The sequence below is a fragment of the Undibacterium sp. GW821-FHT11B02 genome (assembly GCF_058808955.1).
Genome location: NZ_JBXASD010000005.1, coordinates 46,162 through 72,749, shown reverse-complemented (window position 1 = coordinate 72,749; position 26,588 = coordinate 46,162). Strand labels below are relative to the sequence as shown.

Annotated in this window: 19 protein-coding genes; 11 read left to right on the top strand and 8 right to left on the bottom strand. The window is 48.1% G+C overall.

From position 1 onward, the window contains the following. Positions 1 to 9 precede the first annotated feature (9 nt). A complete protein-coding gene (locus AC1RVX_RS11495) occupies positions 10 to 942 on the top strand; it encodes an aldo/keto reductase (protein WP_493216735.1) in 933 nt (310 codons plus the stop codon). A 269-nt stretch (positions 943 to 1,211) separates the two neighbouring features. Beyond that, the gene (locus AC1RVX_RS11490) at positions 1,212 to 3,635 is read left to right on the top strand and encodes a putative bifunctional diguanylate cyclase/phosphodiesterase (protein ID WP_493216734.1); all 2,424 of its coding nucleotides are present in this window, start codon (positions 1,212 to 1,214) and stop codon (positions 3,633 to 3,635) included. On the opposite strand, the gene AC1RVX_RS11485 is transcribed toward AC1RVX_RS11490, so the two are convergent. Both AC1RVX_RS11485 and AC1RVX_RS11480 read right to left on the bottom strand, forming a co-directional pair. Beyond that, on the bottom strand, positions 3,598 to 4,485 hold the full coding sequence (locus AC1RVX_RS11485) for a LysR substrate-binding domain-containing protein (protein ID WP_493216733.1): 888 nt from the start codon (positions 4,483 to 4,485) through the stop codon (positions 3,598 to 3,600). The genes AC1RVX_RS11490 and AC1RVX_RS11485 overlap by 38 nt on opposite strands. Positions 4,486 to 4,720: 235 nt before the next feature. Then, complete coding sequence (locus tag AC1RVX_RS11480; RefSeq protein WP_493216732.1) at positions 4,721 to 6,136, bottom strand: FAD-binding oxidoreductase; 1,416 nt, start codon at positions 6,134 to 6,136, stop codon at positions 4,721 to 4,723. Between the two features lie 95 nt (positions 6,137 to 6,231). Between AC1RVX_RS11480 and AC1RVX_RS11475 the strand changes: the two genes are divergently transcribed. Both AC1RVX_RS11475 and AC1RVX_RS11470 read left to right on the top strand, forming a co-directional pair. Continuing rightward, the gene (locus AC1RVX_RS11475) at positions 6,232 to 6,783 is read left to right on the top strand and encodes a cob(I)yrinic acid a,c-diamide adenosyltransferase (protein WP_493216731.1); all 552 of its coding nucleotides are present in this window, start codon (positions 6,232 to 6,234) and stop codon (positions 6,781 to 6,783) included. A gap of 114 nt (positions 6,784 to 6,897) precedes the next feature. Next, positions 6,898 to 7,491, top strand: a complete 594-nt coding sequence (locus AC1RVX_RS11470) for an SMI1/KNR4 family protein (protein WP_493216730.1) — start codon at positions 6,898 to 6,900, stop codon at positions 7,489 to 7,491. A gap of 28 nt (positions 7,492 to 7,519) precedes the next feature. Here the strand turns inward: AC1RVX_RS11470 and AC1RVX_RS11465 are convergent, their stop codons facing one another. From AC1RVX_RS11465 to AC1RVX_RS11455, 3 genes are all read right to left on the bottom strand, one after another. Beyond that, positions 7,520 to 8,176 (bottom strand): hypothetical protein, encoded by a 657-nt coding sequence (locus AC1RVX_RS11465; RefSeq protein ID WP_493216729.1) that lies wholly within the window; start codon positions 8,174 to 8,176, stop codon positions 7,520 to 7,522. Positions 8,177 to 8,525: 349 nt separating this feature from the next. Next, positions 8,526 to 8,693: a hypothetical protein gene (locus tag AC1RVX_RS11460; RefSeq protein ID WP_493216728.1), complete on the bottom strand. Its 168-nt coding sequence runs from the start codon at positions 8,691 to 8,693 to the stop codon at positions 8,526 to 8,528. 227 nt (positions 8,694 to 8,920) lie between these two features. Next, the gene (locus AC1RVX_RS11455) at positions 8,921 to 9,988 is read right to left on the bottom strand and encodes a LacI family DNA-binding transcriptional regulator (protein ID WP_493216727.1); all 1,068 of its coding nucleotides are present in this window, start codon (positions 9,986 to 9,988) and stop codon (positions 8,921 to 8,923) included. Between the two features lie 327 nt (positions 9,989 to 10,315). Here AC1RVX_RS11455 and AC1RVX_RS11450 point away from each other — a divergent pair, with 327 nt between their 5' ends. The 4 genes from AC1RVX_RS11450 (at position 10,316) to AC1RVX_RS11435 (ending at position 16,250) form a co-directional block, all read left to right on the top strand. After that, positions 10,316 to 13,003 carry a TonB-dependent receptor gene (locus AC1RVX_RS11450; RefSeq protein WP_493216726.1) on the top strand — a complete coding sequence of 896 codons (2,688 nt, stop codon included), beginning with the start codon at positions 10,316 to 10,318 and terminating at the stop codon, positions 13,001 to 13,003. A 41-nt stretch (positions 13,004 to 13,044) separates the two neighbouring features. Beyond that, entirely contained in the window at positions 13,045 to 13,860 is an 816-nt protein-coding gene (locus AC1RVX_RS11445) for a DUF1868 domain-containing protein (RefSeq protein ID WP_493216725.1), read from the top strand. A gap of 150 nt (positions 13,861 to 14,010) precedes the next feature. Next, positions 14,011 to 15,156, top strand: a complete 1,146-nt coding sequence (locus AC1RVX_RS11440) for an MFS transporter (protein ID WP_493216724.1) — start codon at positions 14,011 to 14,013, stop codon at positions 15,154 to 15,156. Positions 15,157 to 15,407: 251 nt separating this feature from the next. Then, on the top strand, positions 15,408 to 16,250 hold the full coding sequence (locus tag AC1RVX_RS11435; RefSeq protein WP_493216723.1) for an alpha/beta hydrolase family protein: 843 nt from the start codon (positions 15,408 to 15,410) through the stop codon (positions 16,248 to 16,250). Between the two features lie 111 nt (positions 16,251 to 16,361). On the opposite strand, the gene dxs is transcribed toward AC1RVX_RS11435, so the two are convergent. The 3 genes from dxs to AC1RVX_RS11420 all read right to left on the bottom strand — a co-directional run bounded on the left by dxs (position 16,362) and on the right by AC1RVX_RS11420 (position 19,673). Continuing rightward, on the bottom strand, positions 16,362 to 18,206 hold the full coding sequence (dxs, locus tag AC1RVX_RS11430; RefSeq protein ID WP_493216722.1) for a 1-deoxy-D-xylulose-5-phosphate synthase: 1,845 nt from the start codon (positions 18,204 to 18,206) through the stop codon (positions 16,362 to 16,364). A 307-nt stretch (positions 18,207 to 18,513) separates the two neighbouring features. Then, positions 18,514 to 19,404 carry a polyprenyl synthetase family protein gene (locus tag AC1RVX_RS11425; protein WP_493216721.1) on the bottom strand — a complete coding sequence of 297 codons (891 nt, stop codon included), beginning with the start codon at positions 19,402 to 19,404 and terminating at the stop codon, positions 18,514 to 18,516. Then, complete coding sequence (locus tag AC1RVX_RS11420) at positions 19,401 to 19,673, bottom strand: exodeoxyribonuclease VII small subunit (RefSeq protein WP_493216720.1); 273 nt, start codon at positions 19,671 to 19,673, stop codon at positions 19,401 to 19,403. Before AC1RVX_RS11420 ends, AC1RVX_RS11425 begins: the two co-directional genes overlap by 4 nt. 505 nt (positions 19,674 to 20,178) lie before the next feature. Here AC1RVX_RS11420 and AC1RVX_RS11415 point away from each other — a divergent pair. From AC1RVX_RS11415 to AC1RVX_RS11405, 3 genes are all read left to right on the top strand, one after another. Beyond that, positions 20,179 to 22,503, top strand: a complete 2,325-nt coding sequence (locus AC1RVX_RS11415) for a DUF1631 family protein (RefSeq protein WP_493216719.1) — start codon at positions 20,179 to 20,181, stop codon at positions 22,501 to 22,503. A 404-nt stretch (positions 22,504 to 22,907) separates the two neighbouring features. Further along, on the top strand, positions 22,908 to 24,212 hold the full coding sequence (locus tag AC1RVX_RS11410) for a hypothetical protein (protein ID WP_493216718.1): 1,305 nt from the start codon (positions 22,908 to 22,910) through the stop codon (positions 24,210 to 24,212). Then, complete coding sequence (locus tag AC1RVX_RS11405; protein WP_493216717.1) at positions 24,106 to 26,559, top strand: hypothetical protein; 2,454 nt, start codon at positions 24,106 to 24,108, stop codon at positions 26,557 to 26,559. Before AC1RVX_RS11410 ends, AC1RVX_RS11405 begins: the two co-directional genes overlap by 107 nt. The last annotated feature ends 29 nt before the right edge of the window (positions 26,560 to 26,588 follow it).

Sequence of the window (26,588 nt, the reverse complement as noted above, 5' to 3'; positions counted from 1 at the left end):
CGGCCATCCATGACGACCACCCATACAAAGATCGACAGCCCACGCCAGCAAGTTGCGCCGGCTGGCCCTGAATTTTCCCGTATCGTGCTTGGTCTGTGGCGCCTGGGCCACTGGCAAATGACAGCGGAACAGAGAGTGGACTTTCTTGAGCAGGCACTGGCGCTGGGTATCACTACGATAGACCAGGCCGACATCTATGGCAACTACCAAAGCGAAACCTTGCTGGGTGAAGCGCTGGCAATTGCACCGCACCTCCGTCGCCAATTGCAGTTTGTCAGCAAATGCGGCATCAAGCTGGTGTCGGAGCAACGTCCCAGCCACGGCATCCAGCATTACGATACCGGTGCCAGCCACATCATTGCATCTGCCGAGCAATCTTTGCGCGCCATGCAGATAGAACAGCTAGATCTGCTGCTGATCCATCGCCCAGACCCGCTGATGAATGCAGATGAAATGGCTGAAGCATTTCGCCAACTGCAAGATAGTGGCAAGGTGAAGCATTTTGGCGTATCGAATTTCACTCCAGCACAATTTGATTTGCTGAACTCACGCTTCCCGCTGGCGACCAATCAGATTGAGTTGTCCCTGCTGCATATGCAGCCCCTGACGGATGGCAGCCTGGATCAGTGCCAGCGCCTGCGCATTGCACCCATGATCTGGTCAGCCCTGGGTGGCGGACAATTGATGCTGCCGGCTAATGAACAAACCGAACAGGGCCAACGCGTCAGCCAGGTGTTGCAAGGCATTGGTCAGGAACTGGATGTCTCTCCCAGCGTAGTGGCATTGGCATGGATACTGAAACATCCGGCTTCCCCCATGGTTTTGACCGGTTCTGGCAGAATCGCCGCCATTGCAGAAGCCGTGCAGGCTACCAGCGTACAACTCAGTCGTGAACAATGGTTTGCGCTATGGTGTGCATCCGCCGGCAAAAATGTTGATTGAAAAAAATACATAATAGCGTCATTTAACAGCAGGCAAAAACCAAGCCCTCAAGCTAGGGCTTGAGTTAGCCGTAACCATTCAATCACAGGCTTATTTTTGAGACAGTGTTAGTATGTTTTCAATGTATCAGGGTCTGTTGACTAGTCCCACATAAAAATTGTGCAGCGCATATATTTCCTGATTGACGCGAAAAGTTGGTATAGTATTATTATTCGGCCTGTAAACTGAGCCTGGCTTGCTCTGGGACTGATTTCAGAAGGACAGCATCAATGTCTGTTTTTCAATTCATCCGTAATAATTATTTGCCCCCTCCATCGGCACTGGATGAGACTCATCAGTGGCGTGAACAGGTATTGTCAGCCATTCTGTTCTTTGTACTTGCTCTCGGCACTGCCACAGCCATTCCCAGCATAGTCCTGGCTATCAGCGAAAACTTGTGGTCGGTAGTGGTAGTTGATATCTTTGCCCTGATCTGGGTGACTACCATATGGCGCCTGCCCTTTTTGAATTACCAGCAGCGCGCCTGGAATTTTCTGCTGTTCCTATACCTGCTTGGCGTCTGGTTTTTGATCAAGGTAGGACTGACCGGCCTGATATACCTGATGGCCTTTCCGGTCCTGACATCTCTGCTGTTAAACCTGCGACATGCCATGCAGGCCCTGTTTCTGTCCGCACTCAGCCTGTTGGTAGTCGGTTACCTGGCAGATCCCAACCTGAGTGTATACGGTTTTGATTCCCACCCTTTTTTACGGCTGGTGATCGTCACCATCAATTTCACTTTCATTGCCGCAGTCATGGCCATCTCTTGTGGGGTACTACTGCAAAGACTCGATAGCAGCCTGGAACAACAACGCGTGATTGCTGCATCACTGCAACTGGGACAATCATCCCTGCGCATGGCAAACGAAGAACTGCGGCTTATCGTAGCAGCCGTAGCCAGGCTTAACGACATGGTCATGATCATCCATGTGGATGCCGATGCTGTAGGCAAACGCCGCCTGAAAATCGTCTTTGTGAATGATGCCTTTGTACGCCAGACTGGTTTTGGCAGCATAGATGTTATCGACAGGTCCCCGGTATTTTTGCAGGGGCCGCGTACCCAGCCAGAAGAAATTGATCGTTTGAGCCATGCACTCGCCATCTGCGAATCAGTCCATGTAGAACTAATCTGCTATACCCGTGATGGCAATGAATTCTGGATGGAGGCAGATCTCGTACCGCTGGCCAACGATGCCGGTCAGTATGCTCACTGGGTAGCGACCGGGCGCGATATCAGCGAACGCAAGAAAGCACAGGAACACATACACAGGCTAGCCTATTTTGACGTGCTGACTGGCTTGCCCAACCGCCGCCTGTTGCTGGACAGGATGAGTATCTTGCTGGCGACTGCAAGACGAAGCAATATGTTCAGCGCTGTACTGTTCATAGACCTCGATCACTTCAAGTACATCAATGATGCACGTGGCCATGCGGTCGGTGACGCCCTGCTGATACAGGTAGCGCAAAGGCTGAGCCAGTCCCTGCGTGAAGTCGATACCGTGGCCCACATAGGTGGTGACGAATTTGTCGTATTGCTCTGTCATGTATCGAATGATGTAACGGTAGGTGCCCATGCTGCACAGGCAGTGGCGGAAAAAATCCGCCATGCGATCTCACAATTCTTTGACATCAACGGCATGCAATACAACACCACTTGCAGTATAGGCATTACCCTGCTACCGCGTGAAAACCAGAGCTCGCATGACTTGTTACGTGAAGCTGATACTGCCATGTTCCGCGCTAAATCCTGCGGCAGGAATCAGATTGCCTTCTATGAAACCGGCATGCAGTCGGAAGTGGAACAAAGGCTGACAGTAGAGCGTGAACTCAGCGAAGCCATCTCCGGTGGACAACTGCAAATGCACATACAGCCCCAGGTTGATCATTTTGGCAAACCCGTCGGTGGCGAAATGCTGATGCGCTGGACGCATCCTGAACGCGGCCCCATCTCACCGGCGATCTTTATTCCGGTAGCAGAAGAGTCCGGCGTGATATTGCGTCTTGGAGACTGGGCAATGGAACAGGGTTGCCTGGCGTTGCTGCAACTGAAAGAAGCCGGCCTGGACATGCCATTATCCGTCAACGTAAGTCCCAAACAATTCCGGCAGATCGATTTTGTTGACAAGGTAAAGCTGATATTGAAAAACACTGGTGCACCTCCATCCAGACTGATTCTCGAAGTCACCGAAGGACTGTTGATAGAAAACCTGCATGACACCATCGCCCGCATGGTGGAGTTAACCAAGCTGGGCATACGATTTTCAATTGATGATTTTGGTACTGGCTATTCCAGTCTGGCTTACCTCAAAAAATTGCCACTGTATGAACTGAAAATTGACAAGAGTTTTGTTCAGGATACCCCCGGTGATGCCAATGATACTGCCATCGTGCAATCGATATTATCGATGGCATCACACCTGGGCTTACGCGTAGTAGCAGAAGGTGTAGAGACCAGGGAACAGGCCGATTTCCTGATCGCCAATGGTTGCGTTTCCATGCAAGGCTATTTGTTTGCCCGCCCCATGCCGCTGGATCAATGGATAAGCCTGCAAAAACAAACCAGTCAGCCTTTGCCCGATGTCAGGTCCGACCTTAAACCCGGTATTGAGCCCGATATTATGCCTGCTGATACGTCGCTTGCATCCAGTCAATAAACAACTGCACTTCAGGACGTATATTGGCCTGCGCCTCATGCACCAGATAATATGAATGCGGTGGCGTGGCCAGTTGTGTTTCAAAAACCCTGACCACGTCGCCACGACGTATCATCTCTTGCGCGAAATGCTGGCGTGTCAAGCCTATGCCATGGCCGTGCTTGACCGCTTCCAGCAACAAGCCCAGGTCATCCACGCGCAGGCCCGTTGTAGGTTCTGGCCAATCCAGCCCGGCTACTTCAAACCAGGGCTGCCAGGGTTCCAATGCTGAACGCAATAATTTGGCATGTCGCAAATCAGCCGGTGTCTGCATGGCTGGCAAAGTTTTCAGATACGCCGGGCTGGCCACCGCAAAGCTGGGTTCTACAAATAATTTGCGGGTCACCAGGTTGGGGTATTCACCTGCACCAAACCGCACTTCCACATCACTTTCAGACAGGCTGAGATCATATAGTGGCACAAACAAAAACACTTCAATTTCAATTTCCGGATACTGCCTGGTAAAACTGGCCAGCCTGGGCATGAACATGTAACGGGCAAACGTAGGTGGTACCGTCACCTTCACCCGCAACTGATTTTGTGCAACCTTGTTTGGCAAAGGGAAATCAGACAGCGTACGCAAGGCACCCCGCACCACATCCAGGTAGCGGCGACCAAACTCAGTCAAGGTGACGCTGCGCCCTTCCCTGACAAACACACGCTCACACAAATGCTCTTCCAGCAAACGAATGCGGTGGGACAAGGCAGATGGTGTAATACAAAGTTCTTCAGCCGCTACAGCAAACGAACTGTAACGGGCAGCGGCCTCAAAAGCCGAAAGTGCATGTACTGGCGGGAGACGTGTTGCCATTCGTGTTCCAAATAAGTAATTGGTTTAAAGCAGATCAAACCGGGCCGGCGATCCTATATGGACCAGCCCTGCCCCACAAAATTCCTCAATAGACTGCAATAAAATAAATGCCCTGATACAACGCAAGCAACTTCATTGCACATAAATCCCTGCATTCTGCATCATAAAATAAAGCAGAAAATTCGGCATCTGTAGTACTACTGAAGTTGCTCAGATAAACATGTCATCCAGCAAATTATGCATTCCAGGCAACAACCTTTCCCGGGTTTAATATATTCCTGGGGTCAAAAGCCTGCTTCAGCATACGCATCATATGAATGGCATCTGCCCCATGCTCTTCAATCAGGAAAGCCATCTTGTGTATGCCCACCCCATGCTCACCAGTACAAGTACCATCCATGGCAATCGCACGGCTGACCATGCGCTGGTTAATCGCTTCAGCAGTGGCAATTTCTTCACTGTTGGCCGGATCAACCAGCATCAATACATGGAAGTTACCATCACCGACATGACCAATGATCGAATACAAAATGCCATGATTTTCGCAATCGATCTGGGTTTCACTGATACATTCGGCCAGACGTGAAATCGGCACACAACAATCAGTAGAAATCGCCCGTGAACCTGGTCGCAATTGTAACAGGGCAAAATAGGCGTTATGCCTGGCTGCCCATAAACGCGAACGCTCTTCCGGTTTGGTCGCCCATTCAAAATCGCCGGCGCCATTGGCAGCGGCGATTTCCTGCACCAGCTCAGCCTGTTCCTTGACGCCATGCTCGCTGCCATGAAATTCAAACAGCAGCAAAGGCTTCACAGGCAAGTTCAGCTTATCGTGCGCATTGATGGCTCGCACACCATTCGCATCCAAAAATTCTACCCGCGCAATCGGCACCCCCATCTGTATGGTCTGGATGACTGTATTCACCGCGTCGGCATTATCCGGAAAACTGCATACCGCCGCCGAAATTGCCTCTGGCAAGGGATACAGCCTGACCGTTACTTCGGTAATAATACCCAGCGTGCCTTCACTACCGACAAAGATGCGCGTCAGATCATAACCAGCAGACGACTTCTTGGCACGTGAACCGGTACGGATAATACGCCCGTCTGCCGTCACCACCGTCAGTGCCAATACATTTTCACGCATGGTGCCATAACGCACGGCATTCGTCCCCGAAGCCCGGGTTGCCGCCATGCCACCCAGACTGGCGTCAGCACCGGGATCGATAGGGAAAAACAGACCGGTATCGCGAATCTCAACATTCAACTGCTTGCGCGTGACACCTGCCTGTACTGTAGCAGTCAAGTCTTCAGCATGTACGGCCACCATCTTGTTCATTTGCGACAAATCAATAGTGATGCCGCCATGCAATGCCAGAATGTGGCCTTCCAGCGACGACCCCGCACCGTACGGTATCACCGGCACGCCTTGCGCATGACAAAGCTTGACGATAGCCGCCACCTCTTCCGTAGTCTGGGCAAATGCCACCCCTTCTGGCGGCATAGGGTCATATGAAGACTCGTCACGACCATGATGCAAACGCACTGCCTGGGCGATGCTGAACCGGTCTTCCAGCAGATTTTGCAAGGCTTGCAGCAAGCTCGCGGGCAAAGGTGTTCTGACACTTGCGATAGGGGCGGGATGGTTCATAATGCAGTCCAGACTAGTCGTAATGCACTCTATTATGCTGTGTCCGGCCAGAATTTGCCGTATCCTTTCCAACTTCTCATCTTATTTCATGTGCCATGGGTAATCGACTCTCAAAAATTGCAACACGGACCGGCGATGCCGGCACCACCGGCCTGGGTGATGGCAGCCGCATCGCCAAAGACGCCCTGCGCGTGCACGCCATGGGTGACGTAGACGAACTCAACTCACAGATCGGCGTCTTGCTGTGCGAAGACATGCCCGACCAGATGAAACATGAACTGGTTTCCATCCAGCATGACCTGTTCGACATGGGCGGCGAACTATGCATCCCCGGCTACACCATGATCACCGAAGCCCAGGTGACGAGACTGGACGCCCTGCTGGAAAAATACAATGCCGACCTGCCACCACTCAAAGATTTCATCCTGCCCGGCGGCTCACGCGCTGCAGCCATCGCCAACGTCTGCCGCACAGTCTGCCGCCGCGCAGAACGCGCCATCGTCAGCGTCGGTGCTGCCGAAACAATTAATGAAGCCCCAAGGCAGTATATGAACAGGCTGTCGGATTTACTGTTTGTGTTGTCGCGGGTGTTGAACCGTTATGCGGGGGGGAGTGATGTGTTGTGGGAGAAGGAAAGGGAGCGATAAGCGGTAAAAGGAGTCCTGAGTAAGCTAAGCGTGGCGCGATTTCGGGCCTGTTGTTTAAGCGAAATGTCGTACAGCTACGCTTATTAACCCAACCGCCATCGCCTGACTTACTACATGCCAACCATCACCGAACTATGTAATCAGCTGGCAGACGCTTATGAAGCAAAAGGGATCGCTGTACGAGAAAACCTGCGACCCGGTCTTACCACGACAGAAATTCTGGAAATTGTGGCTCCCTTGAACATCATTGTGCCGGATGATGTCATTGAGCTTTATCAGTGGAGAAACGGGCATATCAACGAATTTGATCCCGATCTTCATCGGAACTTTAGTTTTCGCGACAATGACTTTATCTCTTTGGAAGAAGCGGTAGAAGAATACAAAAGTATCCAGGAAAGTTACGGCATCTATTCTTCACTGGAACAAGACCACGTAGATCTCAAGGCTTGTTTGCCCATTTCTGCGTTCCAAGGATCATGGGATGTCGTCGCTTGCGGCGCGCATCTTTTCGGCGCATCGATGGAACATCCCGTCATCCGCGTATTTCAAGGCATCGATATGTATTTTCATTCGATAACATCGATGCTTGAAACATGCATAGAATGGGTTTCTTCGCCAAACTGGCAACCCTTGAGTGGGTTACCAATTAAAGAGGAGATGGAAATCTGGAAACGGTATAATCCAGATATATTCAGCGACAAATCATAGTTTTGTTGTTGAATCCGAACTTCGTGCTTTATCTCAGAAAATACTTCAATCCAAACACCAACGTCAGCATACCCGTCAGCAATTGCACCATCCCGAAAAATTGTATGACTTCACTAAAGTATCGACCTTCCCGCATGATTATATTTTGAAGCCGGGTTGATAATTTTGCAGCTGTAGTAAATACAAATGCAGATACCAGTGCGATTAACTGGAAAATACCAAGTTCAGCGCGATGATTAAGAGATGGTGCATCAAGAAAGAACAGCACATTCCATATGAGTATGATGGCGATAAGCACGCTCCAGCGCACGGGCAAACCACGCGGTCTTGCACAAGCTTTACCACTGGCTTGAAAACCACATTCTGCAAAGCTATTCAGTACGTTACCGCGCCGCCCGGGATACCAGAAAATGATCGTACCGGGATAATCAAGGCGATTATGGTTGATGCGTATGCCACTGTAGATGACAGGGATTACACCATAGGGTTCAAATGAAACGACTTGATCGGGGCTGAATTCATATTTCCCGATAGTCGTCAGCACAATTTTTTGTCGCGAAATACTCAGCTTGGCAAACGGCCACGAAGCATTGACCCAGCCAATACGAGCGCCACCGGTAAAAGATATTTCTTGCATGAAGCAGCTTCCTTTCCAGATCGTTCGATCCATTTCTGCATAAGCCATTCACAAATTATTTCTTTGAAATCATGGCAGCAGTTCAAAAGATATTGCCTCTTTCTGCAAGATCATGACAATCATATTGTATCGTTCAGGTGTCACCCTATTGAGTGTCAGGCAGTCAATGCGGACATTTCTACAGCACGCGAAGACTGGCACTTCATTTCGTCGCGTTAAACGCAGTTTTCAGGTTTGAAGGCCATTGTCCAGGTTTCAGTGTGCAAATATTCCAACGTGTGAGGTTGCGTCACAAGGTTGTATTCTACGGTGACCTTCGAATCTGAGCAGCCTTGCATTTTGCCGTGGCAATAGCTTTGTCTGGTCATGTTTTTCAACAATTCTTTTTCTTCATCTGTCAGCTCTTTCCTGGCCACTGTTTGCCATACACTTTTACTACATTGTTTGCATATTCGATCTTGTCGAACTGGACGCGACCACCAACTATTATAGGTAGTTCGCCTTTGGTCTTTTCCACTGCAGCAGCAATACTACGTTCTTTCTTTTCGTCTTTGACCGTTTTCATCACTGACTAAGCAAGCAACTTCCCCAAGACAACGATGACGACAATAATGATAAGGATAAGCCGCATGCCTGTCTCACTAAATTAGTTGTTGATTGAACTGGATTGCCAGTCTATCAAAATAGCGGACTTTTCACTTTGATTGAAGGAAATTTTTTACTCCGATGTCGCAATTTGCCTTGTGCCATTTGTGATTGCACGCATTGCCCGACCTGAGGTGTCACTGTCGCCTATTTTGATTTAATCGGGCGAGTGCTTTCACGGACGACAATGTCTGCCTCAAAAACAAACTGCTCTGTTTTCAGCGGAGCAGAATCCTCTACATGGCTAAGCAAAATGTCCATGGCAGACAACGACATATCTAACACCGGAGAGTGCACACTGGTTAGTGGGGGAATGCAATAGTCGTCGTACTGCATATTGTCAAAGCCAACCACGCTCACTTCGTCAGGAATGTTGATACCCAGATCATGAAGTCCTTTCAGTGCGCCCAAGGCCATGCGATCACTGGCAAAAATTAATGCGTCGGGCCGACTTTTCTTTGAACACAATTGCTGAGCAATGCTATACCCACTGGCAAATGACCAGTCACCAGTCTGCATCCATTTGCGTTCAAGCCGTAAGCCATTTTTTTTCATCGCATCGCTGTACCCTGCAATACGTTCATTGACGTCTTGATTCGTTTTGCCATTGCGTGCACCAGAAATAAAGGCAATCCGTCGGCACCCACCTGCATACAGATGATCCACAATTTTTCCTGTGACATCGTAATTCGACTGGGTCACATTGGGAAAAGATGGATCGCGGGTCCCAAAAACAACAAACGGCATCCCATCTTGCTGCAGTTGCAGTAAGACAGGATGTGAAGTGTTTTCCACAATCGCGATCATTGCGTCTATTCGCCCTGAATTGAACATCTCCCGAATTTCAGCCAGCATGGATGCGTCATCACCTGATTGATGGCGTTGCAGCAAAGTATAGCCCTTTGAATCGGCAACTCTGCCAAGCATTTGGACCACACTATTCCAATACGTATCCTGAACCTGAAAAATCCGGTCATCGTAAGAGGCTCGCTCGCCAAAAAACATACAGCCCAAGGTTTTAGTCCGGATTTGCCGCATCGAACGGGCAGCCATGCTTGGGGAAAAATTGACGGACTGGATGACGGCCTGCACCCGTTTCAATGTTTTTTCAGCAACTTTTTCCGGATGGTTGATAACGAGCGAAACTGTTTGAAAGCTGACACCTGCCAGTTGCGCAACATCTTTGATGGTCAGGCGATCGGTTCTTTTTACCATATCCGTTGAATATAATTAGTTGGTGGATTTTGTTTTATAAAGGGGCATGTTGTCTATAGATACTTGATGAATTCAAACTTTCAAAGCTTCTTAAACCACCCCGGAAATTCACTTGCTGTCATATTTTAGTCACAATTCGACTGTAAAGTGCTTGAAATTAGAACGTTCTAATTATAGAGTTCACTAAATTAGAACGTTCTAATTTATATTGGTTTTTCATAAAAATATATTCTAATTACTCAGATTTCCCTATTTTTCGAAAAATTTTACTGGCCTCTTCAGCGCCGCTCGCTAAAAGTATTTTTTATTTCTTTCTATCTAAGGACCATGATGATGGGTTTTCCTTCTCCAGCACAACAGGCTTTCGCAATAAACTATCGACTCAAACCAATTGCGCTGGCAATACTGCTGCTGGCCAACATGGCGGCACGTGCGGAAGACAAGGTAGATACGGGTCAGGGCAATAATTCTGACAGCCGCACTGAAGTCGCCTCAGCGCCCGCTATCAGTACTGTGAGTCTTACCGGAATACGTTCCTCAATCAAAAGAAATATCGCGGCGAAACGTGACTCTACGCTGACAATGGACACAACCGCATCCGACGACATAGGCAAACTACCAGATTTCAATGTAGGTGACGCCTTAAAACGGGTCACGGGTGTTAATACTTTGCTGTACCAGGGGGAGCCACGCTTTGTTATTGTCCGTGGCCTCAATGCGAACTATAACGCGACGCAAATAGATGGCTACAGTCTGGCCAGTGCAGATGTCGGCGGCCGCCAAATGCTGATGGAACTTTTTCCTTCCAACTTTGTTAACAGAATTGACGTAATCAAAAGCTTCATTCCGCAAGTCGACGGTGCAGCCGTTGGTGGTGTTGTGAATATGGTGACAGCGAGTGGCTTAAATTTGCCGGATAACACATTTAATGTTTCCGGGAAGCTGGGTGCCAATCTGATGGATTCAGCACATGGAGGTAAGACGCCTGTAGGTGAAGCACAGGCTGTATGGGCCAAACGAATAGGGTCATCAAATGATCTGGGTTTTATCTTGACGGGAAGTTACTGGAGTCGGGATATGAATGTTCCCCAGATTGAACACGGCGGTGCCTTAAACTGGTACAACAGTGCAGGTACACTTGTCTCTACCCCATACTCAGGGACCGGAATTGCAGTTCCTACTGAGCGGCGTTGGTACAACTACGATAACAGCCGCAATCGCGCAGGTTTGACAGCACGCATAGACTGGGAACCTGAAGGGCCTTTGAGTGGACACGCGAGTACTTATTATTTTAAGCAGCGTGAAATCTCCAATCGCAACATGCAACTTGCGTCCGTGAACAGTAGTTCGACGGACTCAAATCAAACATCAACCAGTGGTACGCTCAACTCTGTCAATCAGATCGTAGAGCTCGGTCAATTGCGCTTCGATAGAGCATTGTTTGGCATAAATGGTGAACTCAAGTACGACATATCCCCGCAAATGATCGCAGATGTGCGGGGTAGTGCTTCTCGCTCAACAGTGAATAATCCACAAACCTGGGATCGTTTTCAACAAACAAATCTTGGATATAACTATGATTGGAGTTCTCCTCTGGTCACTTTCACTCCGGTCAATTCCGCTAACGCCAGTAACATCTCGAAATACGCGCTTGTCTATCATCGCGACGAGAACATGTCTGACTATGCAGAAAATGTACGCGATGTGCAATCCAATCTGCGCTTCAACATGGGGGAGTCCAGCCGGGGCTGGGGGTTCTCTGCTGGGGTACGATTGGTTTCTACTGATTCGGATACCGTACTCACGCGCACCACTTATGCAGGGATGCCTTACAACTTATCCAATGTAGTCAGCAGCGCAAATAATTGTGGGTTGAATTGTAATTCCCCACTGATCATGATTGATCAAAACAAAGCAGGAGATACCTTCAATCAAAACCGTGGGGTAGCGACTGCGACGGTAGATACGACTGGACAGTATGGTGGCACTTACGGCATCCGTGAAGATGTCAAAGCGGCATATATGCAAAGTCAATATAAAACCGATCAATTGATGGTGGCAGGCGGTGTCCGCATAGAGCAAACTAACTTTAGTTCAACCGGATATCAATCGGCAGGTGGTGTATTTTCCCCTACCAGTTCAGAGCAGTCTTATCGCAACGTGTTGCCTTCACTTGCTGCCACTTATGAAACATCTGCCACGAGCAAGTTCAGATTGGGGCTTTCTCAAACTATAGGTCGCCCGCGCTTCGACCAAATGGCTACCCATGGCGGTGCGTTGGTCAGCAATGGTTCCAGCTTTACTTTATCTCAGGGCAATCCTGATTTGAAACCGCGACAGTCGAATAATTTTGATATTGGGCATGAATGGTATCTGGATGGCGAGCGGGGCATTTTTTCCGTAGCTGCTTTTTATAAACAAATTCGCGACGAAATATTTACCTATGGCCAAACTGAAACGGTATCTATCAATGGCGTGCCAACTTCTGTACTGGTGACGAAAGCACGAAATGCATCAGGCATGGCGAATTTGGCTGGTGTGGAAATAGGTTTATCCAAGGATCTCGACTTTATCTCCCCCTTACTCAGTGGTTTTGGCATTAGCGCCAATGCGACATTCAGCCGTGCAAGCTTTCCTGTGACCTTGAGTGATGGCTCTACACGAACACTAGGTGTTTTACCTGAGCAACCAAAAGAGATTTGGAATATTGCTATTTTTTATGAAAAAGGTTCCGTGCATGCAAAACTGGCCTGGAATCACCTCGGCAAACTCTGGGACGACAGATTTTCCAATTTCACGCCAGCCGGTTTTTACGCCAATCGCTATCAGCAATCAACAAATAACGTAGATTTACAAACCAGCTATGACATTAGCAAGAAGCTGTCTATATCACTGAATGTACTCAATATCACAGGTAATGGTATCCAGGATAATTACGGGAATTCGCAGGAATATGTGCAATCCGCCATCAAATATTCACCAACTGTTCTGTTTGGATTGAACTACAAAATGTAGCACCGACATCCACTCCAACAGCTAATTCCTGGAAAAGAATAATGAAAGAAAATATGAATATAGTGACACGCAGGCAGTTTCTTGGTGCTACCGGATCTATCGCACTTGCTTTGCAGGCTACATCCAGTCTTGCATACAACGCAGATAATGCTGCAAGGGATTCATCTGGCCAGATGCCAAAAGATGTAAATAGAAAATTTCACGAAGACGGCACGGTCGAGCACTTCGCGGGTAATACTTTTATTGGACATATTGAACAACAGGGAAAAGGATTCGAGGGATTCGATACCTTGTTGACTGCATACCGGAATTTTCCCAAATACTCTTTCAAAGACAAAATAGCTTTATTACCGCCTTCCAGCTATCACATCACCGTATTTGTCGGTGTCAATGATGAAGACCGGACCACGGCCAGATGGCATCATGACCTGGATAGAGCCACCCCCATTGATAAAATCACAGACGAAATGACAAAGGTGTTGCAAGGATTGACGAAGAAGCAGTATGCTCCATTCGAATTTGTCGTTGATGAAGTTCCTTCACTAAAAAAAGAAGGGACATTACACATTCCATTCAAGCCGGCGGACAAAGCAACTGAGCTGCGTTTGCGAACGATAAGGGATGAGCTATCAGAAATAACTGGTATTCGTGACAAGGACCACGATCGTTATCAATACCATATGACCTTAGGCTATATTCATCATTATTTATCGGCCACCGAAGCAGAGCAGTTACAGCAGCTGACCAAAGAGTGCATGCAAAAAATAGCCGGGTTGAAACGTAAGATTCAAATACCCACGGTAGAATTTTGCCGATTCAATGATATGTACGCGTTTGAAGTGTTGCACAGGCTGTAAAGTAAGTGAACGGGCTGGCAAAAACTGTGCTTTTTTACAATGAGATTGCATATGCACTTGTCGATGATGGAAATATAATCGAACCAGGAGCATCAAGGTAAGTGCAGTATCCAGGTTTTGTGCCGGTAAACAATGTGAGGAAAAATAGATGTGAATACCAGGCTTGCCTTGCCATACTTTTTTTCCTCCTTATTCATAGGTGTTTTTTTACCGTTTCTTGCTCTATTTTTGCAAGCCAGGGGCTTTACACCGTGGCAGATCGGTGTGGCGATCTCTTCATTTGTTGGCCCGAGAGTGATTGCACCTCTTTTTTGGGGCTGGCTGGCTGACAAATACCGATGCACGGCCAGGCTCATTTTTTTCACCTACCTCGGGAGCTTGGGTTGCCTGATTTTTATTGGTGGTCAATTTGACCTGGCGGGTGTTAGTCTGATCTTATTTTTGATGAGTTTTTTCTGGAGTGGCGTAACCCCGCTTTTGGATGCCTTGACCATCCAGCAACTGGAAAACCAAACATCATTTTATGGGCGTGTCAGATTGTGGGGATCGATCGGTTACTTGTTTGCAGTGACAATCGCAGGTACTTTGCTGGAAACATATAACGCCGGCAACCTGGTGTATGTCTGGATAGTGACGCAGGTGATTGGACTGGTTAGCTTCTATCGCATTGAAAATGCTCCAGGTTATTCGCTTGCGCAACTTCACCCTGACTCTCAAAAAATCTTCCTGTGGAAAGAACTTTGGAGAAAGCCAGATATTATTCTGGTTCTTGGCGCTACTTTTCTGATGGCAGCGGCACACAGTACTTACGGGGCATACTATTCACTGTATCTTCATGATTTCGGTTACCGAAGTCAAATGATAGGTTTTTTATTTGCGACAGCGGTTATTACTGAAATTGCAGTTCTTTTCTACATGTCGAGGTTGATAAAGTATTTCACCTTGAAGCAGATGCTACTATTTAGCTTTGGTGTCGCGATATTGAGGTATATGCTTATCGGATACTGCGCATCATCTCTGTTGGTCCTGATCTGTGCGCAATTAATGCATGGGGCTACTTTCGGGATGTATCATGCAAGCGCTGTCCATCTTATTTCCAAGTTGTTTCCAAAGAATGCTACCGCAAAAGGGCAAGCCATTTATACCGTCGTATCATTTGGATTGGGAGGTGTTTTTGGTAGTGCCTTGGCAGGGTATGTGTGGCAACTACAGGGAGGACAGGCCGTATTTTTAACACTTTCCGGCTTTGCTTTTTCAGGGATGATTTTACTGATTATCTCGTTTAGATATTCTTGACAAAGGAATCTATGTCACCTGGAGCAGGCGATTAATACTGATGACTGGCAGTGAGTGCTGGCCAGAACCGCCACAAATTGTTACCCGGCTGATTTCTTTTGGTTCAGCCCTCATTGCTGGCAAATGAAAATGGCATTCAAAGCATTCTAATAAATTGTATCCATTGGCCGAGACATTTTTATCGTCAACTTGGCTTGTATATTGCCTTTTATAAGACTTACAGACCAACCAGCCCTATACGTCAAGCGTTCATGAACATCAAACTTTGCATCGCCGCTATTGTTGCTCTGCTTTTTATCAATGCTGTACATGCCAGTGATGCGGGTAGCAATATAACGCCCCCCGAAATTGTTCACTTTGAAAACCAGGGACTGGTGCTGGGTGGAGAATTGTACAAGCCTGCTGGCAACGGTCCCTTCCCTGCTGTTCTGTATAACCACGGCAGCGCATCCGGCATGTGGAGCAGCGAAGCCAGCAAGATACTTGGTCCCTTGTTTGTCAGCCGTGGCTGGGTCTTTTTCATGCCGTATCGCCGGGGCCAGGGTTTGAGCGCCAAAGCAGGCCCCTACATCAGCGATGAAATCGCCGCAGCACAACGCCGAGGCGGTATGAGTGAAGCTGTAGCAACCATGATGCGTCTGCAAACAACGGATCATTTGCAAGACCAGTTGGCCGCCTTGCAGTGGCTAAAAGCGCAATCCTTTGTGCAAGTGAATCAGATTGCAGTAGCTGGCCAATCCTTTGGCGGAATACAGACGGTGCTTGGTGTCGCAGCTTACCCGTATTGTGCGGCAGTTGATGCCGCTGGTGGGGCAGAAAGCTGGAGCAAGGCGACTGCCTTGCAAGATGTCATGAAGACCGCAGTCAAATCAGCCCAGGCCCCCCTATTCTTTTTTCAGGCAGAGAACGACTATGATCTTGCCCCCAGCAAAGTGCTGTACGCAGAAATGCAGCAGGCGGGTAAAACTGCTGAAATGAAAATCTACCCCGCCTTTGGCAAATCAGAAAAGGACGGCCATAGCTTTTCATATCGGGGCAGTGATATCTGGTTTGAAGATGTGTTTGCGTTTATAAGCAAACATTGCCGGAAATAATCAGGGCAGCCACCAGGACACATTGCCATGCACCAGTGCAGCCACAAACAAACTCTGCCGTTCTCTGTGCCTCAGTGTCTCTGTGGTGAGCCTTTTGGTCCTAAGCAAACATTAATCACCAAACCGTGCCCGCACTGACCGCTCTATACCCGCTGCATCCAGCCCGCATTGCGCCAGCAGCAAACCCGGGTCGCCATGGTCAACAAATTTGTCGGGCAAACCCAGTATCTGCAAGGGTTTGGTGATGCCAGCTTCGGCCAGTGCTTCTGCCACGGCAGAACCTGCGCCGCCCATGGTACAGCCCTCTTCTACGGTCACCAGTATGTCATGGCTGGCAGCCAGGGATGTAACCAGTTCCACATCCAGCGGCTTGATGAAACGCATATTCGCCAGCGTGGCGTCGAGTTGTTCTGCCGCTTTTAATGCCGGGTGAACCATGGAGCCAAACGCCAGGATGGCAATGCGTTTGCCCTGGCGTTTGATTTCGCCTTTGCCCAAGGGGATGGTGTTCAAATCTTTATCAGTCGGCACACCTATGCCCGCACCACGCGGATAACGCACGGCGGCAGGGCCAGGGTATTGATAGGCCGTGCTGAGCATCTGGCGGCATTCGTTTTCATCTGAGGCGGCCATGACCACCATATTGGGGATGCAGCGCAGGTAGGCCATGTCATAGTTACCGGCATGGGTGGCACCGTCGGCACCTACCAGGCCAGCACGGTCCAGTGCAAAGGTAACATCCAGATTTTGCAGGGCGACATCGTGGATCAGTTGATCATAAGCACGCTGCAAGAAAGTAGAATAAATGGCGACGACGGGCTTCAAACCTTCACAAGCCAGGCCACCGGCAAATGTGACCGAATGCTGTTCGGCAATGCCAACATCGTAATAGCGCTTGGGAAATTGTTTTTCAAATTCCACCATGCCTGAACCTTCACGCATGGCAGGCGTAATGCCAACCAGTTTGTCGTCAGCCGCAGCCATATCGCACAGCCATTGCCCAAACACCTGGGTGTAGCTTTGCTTGGCTGGCGCAGCAGCAGGCTTGATGCCTTCTGCCGGATTGAACTTGCCCGGGCCGTGGTACAAAACCGGATCAGCTTCTGCCAGTTTATAGCCCTGGCCTTTTTTGGTGACCACATGCAAAAACTGCGGGCCTTTGAGGTTCTTGATGTTTTGCAGCGTCGGTATTAAGGAATCAAGATCATGACCATCGATAGGGCCGATGTAATTGAAACCGAATTCTTCAAACATGGTGGCCGGCACGATCATGCCCTTGGCATGTTCTTCAAAACGCTTGGCCAGTTCCAGCACCGGAGATGGCAGGACGGATTTGCCGACATTGCGCGCAGTCGCATAAAACTTGCCGGACATCAGACGGGCCAGATAACGGTTCAATGCGCCTACCGGCGGCGAGATGGACATGTCATTGTCATTCAGCACGACCAGCAGGTTGATGTCATCATTCACACCGGCATTGTTCATGGCTTCAAAGGCCATGCCTGCAGTCATCGAACCATCGCCGATGATGGCCACCGCATGACGGTCTTCACCCTTGGTGCGGGCGGCCACGGCCATGCCCAGCGCGGCGGAAATGGAAGTCGATGAATGGGCGGTACCAAAGGTGTCGTATTCGCTTTCGACGCGACGCGGGAAGCCGGATATGCCATTCAACTGGCGCAGGCTGTGCATCTGGTCGCGACGACCGGTGAGTATTTTGTGCGGATAGGTTTGATGACCAACATCCCACACCAACCGGTCTTCAGGCGTGTTGAAAACATAGTGCAGGGCAATGGTTAACTCCACCGTCCCAAGGTTGGACGATAAATGGCCGCCCGTCTTGGAAACGGAATCGAGCACATACTGGCGCAATTCATCAGCCAGCGGCTTGAGTTGCTGACGTGACAGACCACGCAGGTCAGCAGGGGAATTAATGGTGTTCAATAAAGTCGTCATTGTTATTTTCGTTACTTGGCTAAACAAGTCTGATCATTCATTATGTCAAAAACTTAACGATGGTCAGAACAGTTATCGCATTCTTCTATTCAGGACTTACACAAAACCGCCTCATGTACTACCCGTAGGGTGTGCTGTCCACACCGCTTGCTTTATTCAATCGATTGACCCGGTGCGCATGGCGCACCCTACACTACTGCAAATTACTCACATTTCAGGACAGTGCCAATTTTCACCGGCTTACATTAAAACTCTTGCCAGACCCGTAGAGTGCGCCACGCGCACCGTTCGATGTGATAAGTTGTCTTCAAGCCTGGCGCTGTACGATCAGGTCTGCCAGTTCATGCAAGAGCCTTGCTTTTTCACCAAAATCGGCCAGTGCAGCATGCGCATCATGGCACAGTTGCGTTGCAAGTGCGCGTGAGGCATCCAAGCCCATGAGGCTGACAAAGGTGGGCTTGTTGTCTGCTGCATCCTTGCCTGCAGTCTTGCCCAGAGTAACTGAATCAGCAGTCGCATCCAGTACATCATCCACCACCTGAAAGGCCAGACCTATGGCAGCAGCGTACTGATCCAGTGCCTGATTTTCTTGTGGCGACAGGGCTTTACCACTCATCGCGCCAAGCAACACAGAGGCTCGCAGCAAGGCACCGGTTTTTAACCTGTGCATTTGCTCCAGCTGTTCACGGTTCAGGGCAATACCTACGCTGGCCAGATCAATCGCCTGACCGCCGCACATGCCGATAGAGCCAGCAGCTGTTGCCAGCAAGCGCATCATGGCCAGCCGGTTGGTGGCATCACCGTCAACACCTTCGGACAAAACCAAAAACGCCTGTGCTTGCAGGGCGTCGCCTACCAGCAGCGCGGTTGCTTCGTCATATTTGACGTGTACGGTGGGCTTGCCACGGCGCAGGGCATCGTCATCCATGCAAGGCATGTCGTCATGCACTAGCGAATAGGCATGGATCATTTCGACCGCAGCAGCGGCCCGGCTCAACAGATCTGCAGGCCCGTCAAACAACTGCCCGGCGGCATGGACCAGCAATGGGCGCACGCGCTTGCCACCATCCAGTGTGGCGTAGCGCATGGCTGCATGCAATTGTTGCGGGACAGTGTTTTCGTCAGGCAGAAAACGCGCCAGACTGGTTTCACATTCGGCCTGGGTTTGTCGCATCCAGTTGCGAAAATCCTCACTCATGCCACATCCTCTGTGCCATCAATGCTCAAAGGCTTGAGCATTCCAGCTTCCAGCACCTTGACTTGCTGTTCTACCTTGTCAAGTTGGGCTGCACAGTATTTAATCAATTCAGAGCCGCGTTGGTAAGCACTTACAGAAGCCTCGAGGGGTAATTCACCCGCTTCCATACTGGCAACCAGTGCCGTCAATTCGGTCATCGCAGCTTCAAATGTCATGCCAGCTGGTACAGATGCTTCCAAATGATTTGCAGTTGCTTGTTTTTTTGTCATAAAGAAATGTTTTGCATGCGCCGTTAAGGAAATAAAGTGAAACCAAAAGTAAAAAACGGCGTTTGAAATAGGGTAAACCCGGCTAAGCCTGCTATTTTAGAGCAAACTTGAGAAAAGTATGTGTTTAGTATATTTCTGACAAGCAATTTTAGGGAGTATTCTCAAACAGGATTCTTTTTTAGCAGTGCGCCACAAGATATACATTAAAAATGTCGCAGAAATTGCGTTTCAAACATTTCCATGTGGAAATTAACGGTATATAGTGGAACTACATTACCAAAAATGCCTGTCTGAATTATGAGCCTGAAATCTTAATCAGGTGGTAATAAAGTGTTTCCGTTGAACTGCTTAGTTTTTGTGCATCTGTTTGAAGCCTGTAAGCTTGCCATATTCGTTTCCTGGGCCTGCAGACTTTGCTAGGAATCCTGCTGACTGCAGATTTTTCCTGGCTTTTGCTGTTTTTTAATTCAAGTATTAGCAAAACAACCTTGATTTTATCGCTACCATGTCGAATTCCGTCAACAAGCCTGTATCTACCGGACCTGCCCTGCAGTCCCGGGACGAGGTCTTGCGCGGTTTAATTCCACTGGCTACGCATTTGGTCGTGTCGCAACTGGATGCCTTTTCAGCACGCTTGTCAAACGCCTTTCTGGCCCTGTCTGAACACAGTATGGATCCGCGTGAAGCCAATTTGAGCTTCAATGCTGGTCAATTACTAAAGAAGAATTCCTACGCCTTTTATTACCTGACTTCTTGCAGCTTTGAGAAAAGCTTCCGCAAAGAAATCGATGCCCTGCTACAGGGTGTGCGCGCTGTTGCATCACCCGTTGATATCGCCCTGAGCCTGGTGACGTATGAAGAAATGGATAAGAAGCTGGCCTTGAGCCGCGCTAGCCGCACACTGGAACTGGACAGCGCCGAGCAATATGCTGCACTAAACATGCGCTTTGCCCATTTGATGGACAATGAAGCGCTAAGCATTGCACAAAACCCTTTCCGTCCTGAAGTTTTCCTGCACACCATTTATGCAGCCTGGTGTGAATTTGATCCAGAAATTAATACCCACGAACTGGTATTGCCATTGCTTCGCGCCGAAATTCTGTTTGATCTTGAACCTATATTAAACATGGTGAATGAAGCGTTGGTCGCCAAGGGTATCTTGCCGGACTTGCACGAGTCTTTCCGCATACGCCGCAGTCGCAGCAATGTTGAACGACGCAAAGAAGTATCTCCCGTAGCAGCAACCCCTGGTGATGTTGCACAAAAGCTGCGTAGCTTCTTGTCTGGTGGTAACCAAGGCGCTGCCAATGATGGTAGTGCTCAATTTAACCAGGGCGGTGGTAACGGAGGTGGCGGCTCAGGTGCTGGTGGTGGCATGAGTGGCTCTGGTGGCATGGGTAGTGGCCAAGGTGGCATGGCTGGCGACGGTGCAGGCATGTCTGCCGGTGATCACGGAGCAACACCCTATTCTGGTTTTGCAACTGGTGGCGAACAACAGGTGGCAGCGCGTGCCCAGATGTTCCAGAAACTGGCTGATTTGCAAAAGAGCGTCAAGCTGCAGCAATTGATGGCTGGTGCGCAAGATGTATTGCGCCTGTCGCAAATGCGCGAGCAAATGCCCGAACTGGCCAATACCGGTGTAGAAAAAAATACCCTTGATTTGTTGTCGCAGGTGTTTGATAGCGTCTTCCGCAATCAGGCCATCCCGACGCAGATCAAGGAACTGATTTCTGTTTTACAGATACCTGTACTGAAAGCAGCGCTGCTGGACAAGGAATTCTTTTTCCAGGAAGACCATCCTGCGCGTCGCTTGATTGAATTATTGTCGCGTTACAGCTTGGCATGGGATCAGAAGAAGGGTCAGCAAGATCCGCTGTTCCAGACCATGCAGCGTAATGTACATCGCGTACAGCAAGAGTTTGACCAGGAAATCGCGCTCTTCGATGAAGTTGTCAACGACCTCGAATCTTTCATCAAGAAAGAGGAAGAAGAAGCATCCCAGGCTTTACAGGCACCGATCAACACGGCGCTGAAAAAAGAAAAGGTTAAACAGGCCAATATAGCGGCCACCCATGAAGTGGCGTTGCGCGTTGGTACCGGAGAAGTGGTCGCCTTTGTGGAAACCTTTTTGGAAAGCCGCTGGACCAAGGTGTTGACCCTGGCCTACAGCGTCAAGGAAGAAAAACCTTATGCCGTTGAAGACGCCATTAAAACCATGGATGACTTGATCTGGAGCGTCAAACCCAAGATCACTCTGCAACAGCGCCAGGAATTGTTGAACCGCCTGCCCGCCATCCTGGCACGCCTGAACAAATGGCTGAGCCTGATCAAGTGGGAAGATGTCGACCGTGTGCAATTCTTTGCCGAACTGGCCGAATGCCACGCCTCCATCGTACGTGCACCGCTGGATCTGTCACCAGAGCGTCAGCTTGAAATCGCCGTCGAAGTTGCGCAACAAGCTGCCGAACGTCGCCTGGCAAAACGCGCCGAAGCTGAAAGCAAGGTCGAACAAGAGCCACCACCACCTGCTGACGAACATGTGGACACTGTCACCGAACTGGAACGCGGTGTGTGGCTGGAATTTACAAAAAAATCCGGCGGTACCAACAAAGTCAAACTGGCATGGGTCAGCCCCATGCGCAGCCTGTACATCTTCACCACGGGTGACAAGGACAAGACTTTCCAGGTTTCTGCTGAAGAGCTTGAGCAAACCTTCCGCGAAAAACGTGCCAAGATTTTGGTACTCGACAAGGTTGTTGACCGCGCCCTGATGGAAGCACTGGAAAACGTGCCCGAAGAAGAACAAGCTGAAGAACTCAGCCTGGCTTGATTTTTAGTTTTACTTACCTCTTCAATCCCAGACACAAATTTGCACTCACTTGAACCTACGGCGTTCGCCTGTAGGTTTACTGCCTTCGTTCGAAGCATACAAAATATGACCAGTTATACACAATAACCAACACATTTAAGCAAATTAATAAGCGAAGAAGACCAATTGCAATAACTGCATTTCTTACAGTAGCACCGGATAGACGTAATTCAAATAACAATTCTTACAAAGATATTCATTAATAACGCATTTCGACTTCAAATTAATATCACGTTGCGAATTAGCATGCCCGCACCCAAATATTCTCCATATATTTTCGTTGTAATTAGCGATCTGCACCAATTCATTTAACTCGCGTTATTTTCAAATTCCGATTATTATTTTATTAATAACCAAGGAAACGCATGAAGTTGCCTGATCCACTAACCGTAGATAGTTTAGAAACCGCGTATGCAGATTGGGATCCTGTAAGCGATCCACTGTTGCAATTGCCAACTACCCTGCCTACCCTCCTTCCATTTTGCGTTGAGGCAACCTTACTGCAACTTATTGCGTCTGCCTCTCGTATTGCAGGGGAAACATTTTCTGTATGCTTAGAAGGCCTTGCTAAAGATAGTGACGGTTACGAATTTTCTCTGCTGAATACGCTCGGAAATATGCACATCTTATGCGGCTGGATTATGGCCGCTCACGTATTAGATACAAAAGGGGTAGTAATTCCTAAATCTGAGAGCTTTGTTTTTTCTCGGTATTTGGACGCTATGGACTCTTATGAGTTTTTGCAAACACACGCTTCTCCACAAATGAGAGCAAATTTAGTTTGCGTGCAAGGTGCCAAGCGTGAGTTCATTCAACCGCTCTATCATGAAGTCAAAGGAAAAATGGTGGTCCGGCCTTATCCGGATGTACGTTTATTCGTGCAAGACATCTTGTCTCAATTAGCGCCCAAATGGACAGGGAAACGCCTACGAGAAATCTCTGCACCTCTTGCCCAACTCGTAAAAGAACTTATGGAAAATGCAGATTGGTGGGCTAGAACAGACGAAAGAGGAACGCAATACCGTCGAGGAAAAAGTTTTCGCGTTTTGAGTTTTCGTTTAGTAGACATAGACGATGACAATGCAGCAAATTTTGGTGGATCAAATCATCATCTGCAAAATTACTTACAGACCACTTTACTTGAGCATGGTGAATCCGATGGCGGGGCCTCAAGTTCACGCAAACGTTCAATTAAGCGAAATACCTTTATTGAACTTTCAGTTGTCGATGCTGGCCCCGGCCTAGCAAGGCGCTGGCTAGCTTCTAGTGAACAAGAAAGAAAATTCATCAGCAAGCTAGATCAAATTACATTGAAAGAAGAAGAGGATGCCATCGTCGACTGTTTTAAAAAATGGGCAACGTCTTCACATAGTACTATTCGAGGCATTGGCCTTTTTTCAGTCGCTCGCATGCTGAAAGAAAAAAATGGATTTATGAGACTGAGAACTGGTCGTCTCGCCTATCTATTTGGGACTCAGTCGGCAATCAGGGATGTTGAACAGAAATCGAAAGGCTTGGGGAAAACGGGTAAAGCAATGCAACATACGCTTGATGATGGCACCCATGTTTTTACTGAAGACAGCGATGTTGCATTTTTCCTTCGTCCTTGGAGCAAAGAACCGCTTAGCGCAGTTGAAGGAACATCCTACTCAATTCTCCTGCCAGTCTAACAAAAATATGCACGTATTTTCTTTCGAAAATCACCCCTTACAAACCGTCCTAAATACGGATTGTGTTGTTATATTTCTTGGTCTAGACACACCTGATGCTAGCTCAATAGATGACGCATATGTGAGCTGGATGGAATCCAATGTTCCCCCGCCCACTACTTTAATTGTTGGGCACGCTGATGCCATGAAAGAATTTTATGATACCTTGACTACTGTCAACGATGGGTACATATCGAAGTTAGACAGACTATATGGCCCTGGTGGGCAAGGTGAAGTTATATTAGCAGGCTTCGATCTTACCGGCCGCATAGTCAAGATAAATAATAAAAATACAGAAGTAGTTGACCTAACCGAATTTTTCTACAGTGCAGTACAAGCTTATATAGAATTTCAAATTGAAGAAAGCGATGTCATTATTCCTGCGCCACCTGGCACATACTTCGATAAACTATCCACTCGATTCTCGAGTCATTTCATAAGAGCCGAAGCACTTCTTCAGTCAACGACTTGCATCGAAATGCTTGCTTTACGTTTGCTAAAACCATTTCACGATTGGTGTGAGAGTTCGACAATACTCGAATCGGGTGCAGTAACTATTTACCTGGATACGATGAGTGTTTGGCCGATAGCAGAAAAATTACGTCAACTTCATTCGATAAATAACAACAACTCAATCCTGTATAGAATCGAGAGTTTCAAGTCTTACGACGGACTTAAACAATGGAATCCGCCCAGACGTCCGGCATTTGTAATAATCTCAGCTTCAACCTCTGGAGGGTTAGCAGAAAAAATAATAAAGAAAATCGGTACACCAAAAACTGAAATTTGGACGTTACTAAAACTAACGCCCTCCGATAAGGAGGCGGCTACACAATTTAACAACTCGAAGAGCGTTTCATTGGTGCCGCGTCAGTTAAAAGGGCGTCCCGCGCTTAACGGTCTACGCGACCAATTTCAAACTGATATTTCGTCAATTCCACCAGGTACGGAAACAATTAGCATCGTGGGAGAGCGTTTTTTAAGCCAACCTGCAAAACCCAAACGTGTTCGATTAGCTCACAAAACATTAGATGAAACGGCAAAGAAGACGTTAACTAGAATTGCAAAAAAACACGTTGTAAAGATCGCACGAGGTAGATTTGATGCTCGCTCACGATGGTCAATTTCGTTTGATTTTCAAAAGTTAATCGACATGGCGTGTATTCCAGAAGAGTCGAACACAGACTCGCTATTGAAGAGCTGGCTAAAAAATTATAGCTCCCCGTCACCTATCGCTGTCATTTACCCGTCTCCAGACGGCCCTTCGGCGATAGAAACTACTCAGGCAGCAAAATATCTCGCGGAACGTACATTAGATATACTAAAAGAAATTACTCCAAGCGCGGAAGTAATTGTATTAAGCAGTGACGCTTTAGCTAGGTCAAGCCAACCAATCCAGCAAGACTTAAAGCAATGCAGCATTATTGTTATAGCGCCAATTATCGGCAATGGATTTATCCTAAAACAGATCAGTGCACTTTTACGGCATAAGCAACCCAAAGGTCCACGTCTATTTCTAGCACTTGCTGTACTACCTGAATCTCAGGCGCATTTGACCCAATTGAAAAGCGACATAGCGTCGGTTGCAACAGCTGATAGCCGCTACGAGTTCAAGTTTCAATTTGCCTTACCCATTGGCAGACTGGACACGACCATGCAATGGTCAACCGAACTTGATATCCTTCATGAGTTAGATATCGTAATGCAGGAAAGATGTATAAACGTGACAGCGATAGCTAACCGAACTCGCTTACTAGAGGACTGCAAAACTCTCGATGAAGAGTCCGTTTTTTTACCATCTGCTCAAGAAAAACCATTGCCCTTGTCAACAGGTTTTTTTCTCTGGACTGGTAGTAACGAAATCGAAGGAAACAATTTTGGGGGTTCCGTCCTACTTTCAATTGCAGCTTTGCTTCAAGCCTCCCGAACAGCGGCATCAAAAGCAGATGAAACGAGTCTACAAACTGGCTTATTTCAACATGCGCTGATTTGCCCCGAAACATTCACCCGATATAATGATCCCGTCATACAAGCGGCAATACTACGTGCCGCATATCCAACAGAATTGAACTACAGTGTTAGTCCAGAAATGAGCCATGATATGGAACGATTACTTTTGAAATGGCTAAAATATCATAATGACCCTGCTGGAGCTGCAGCTGGAGAATTTTTGCTTGCTATGGCTACAGGAAAATTGCGACTTAGAAAAGAAAATATGCACACGGTACTAACGTGCGCAAAAACTTGTACGGGCTGGATAAGTTGCCTCGCTGATATAGCCGAAAATCGATCATTAGACATTACTTAAATATTTATTACCAACCAAATCAAGAGTCC

What these genes read in the sequence shown, in the direction of transcription:
- AC1RVX_RS11495 (WP_493216735.1), top strand. Translation starts at nt 10, where the DNA reads ATGACGACCACCCATACAAAGATCGACAGCCCACGCCAGCAAGTTGCG.
- AC1RVX_RS11490 (WP_493216734.1), top strand. Translation starts at nt 1,212, where the DNA reads ATGTCTGTTTTTCAATTCATCCGTAATAATTATTTGCCCCCTCCATCG.
- AC1RVX_RS11485 (WP_493216733.1), bottom strand. Translation starts at nt 4,485, where the DNA reads ATGGCAACACGTCTCCCGCCAGTACATGCACTTTCGGCTTTTGAGGCC.
- AC1RVX_RS11480 (WP_493216732.1), bottom strand. Translation starts at nt 6,136, where the DNA reads ATGAACCATCCCGCCCCTATCGCAAGTGTCAGAACACCTTTGCCCGCG.
- AC1RVX_RS11475 (WP_493216731.1), top strand. Translation starts at nt 6,232, where the DNA reads ATGGGTAATCGACTCTCAAAAATTGCAACACGGACCGGCGATGCCGGC.
- AC1RVX_RS11470 (WP_493216730.1), top strand. Translation starts at nt 6,898, where the DNA reads ATGCCAACCATCACCGAACTATGTAATCAGCTGGCAGACGCTTATGAA.
- AC1RVX_RS11465 (WP_493216729.1), bottom strand. Translation starts at nt 8,176, where the DNA reads ATGGCTTATGCAGAAATGGATCGAACGATCTGGAAAGGAAGCTGCTTC.
- AC1RVX_RS11460 (WP_493216728.1), bottom strand. Translation starts at nt 8,693, where the DNA reads ATGAAAACGGTCAAAGACGAAAAGAAAGAACGTAGTATTGCTGCTGCA.
- AC1RVX_RS11455 (WP_493216727.1), bottom strand. Translation starts at nt 9,988, where the DNA reads ATGGTAAAAAGAACCGATCGCCTGACCATCAAAGATGTTGCGCAACTG.
- AC1RVX_RS11450 (WP_493216726.1), top strand. Translation starts at nt 10,316, where the DNA reads ATGATGATGGGTTTTCCTTCTCCAGCACAACAGGCTTTCGCAATAAAC.
- AC1RVX_RS11445 (WP_493216725.1), top strand. Translation starts at nt 13,045, where the DNA reads ATGAAAGAAAATATGAATATAGTGACACGCAGGCAGTTTCTTGGTGCT.
- AC1RVX_RS11435 (WP_493216723.1), top strand. Translation starts at nt 15,408, where the DNA reads ATGAACATCAAACTTTGCATCGCCGCTATTGTTGCTCTGCTTTTTATC.
- dxs (WP_493216722.1), bottom strand. Translation starts at nt 18,206, where the DNA reads ATGACGACTTTATTGAACACCATTAATTCCCCTGCTGACCTGCGTGGT.
- AC1RVX_RS11425 (WP_493216721.1), bottom strand. Translation starts at nt 19,404, where the DNA reads ATGAGTGAGGATTTTCGCAACTGGATGCGACAAACCCAGGCCGAATGT.
- AC1RVX_RS11420 (WP_493216720.1), bottom strand. Translation starts at nt 19,673, where the DNA reads ATGACAAAAAAACAAGCAACTGCAAATCATTTGGAAGCATCTGTACCA.
- AC1RVX_RS11415 (WP_493216719.1), top strand. Translation starts at nt 20,179, where the DNA reads ATGTCGAATTCCGTCAACAAGCCTGTATCTACCGGACCTGCCCTGCAG.
- AC1RVX_RS11410 (WP_493216718.1), top strand. Translation starts at nt 22,908, where the DNA reads ATGAAGTTGCCTGATCCACTAACCGTAGATAGTTTAGAAACCGCGTAT.
- AC1RVX_RS11405 (WP_493216717.1), top strand. Translation starts at nt 24,106, where the DNA reads ATGTTTTTACTGAAGACAGCGATGTTGCATTTTTCCTTCGTCCTTGGA.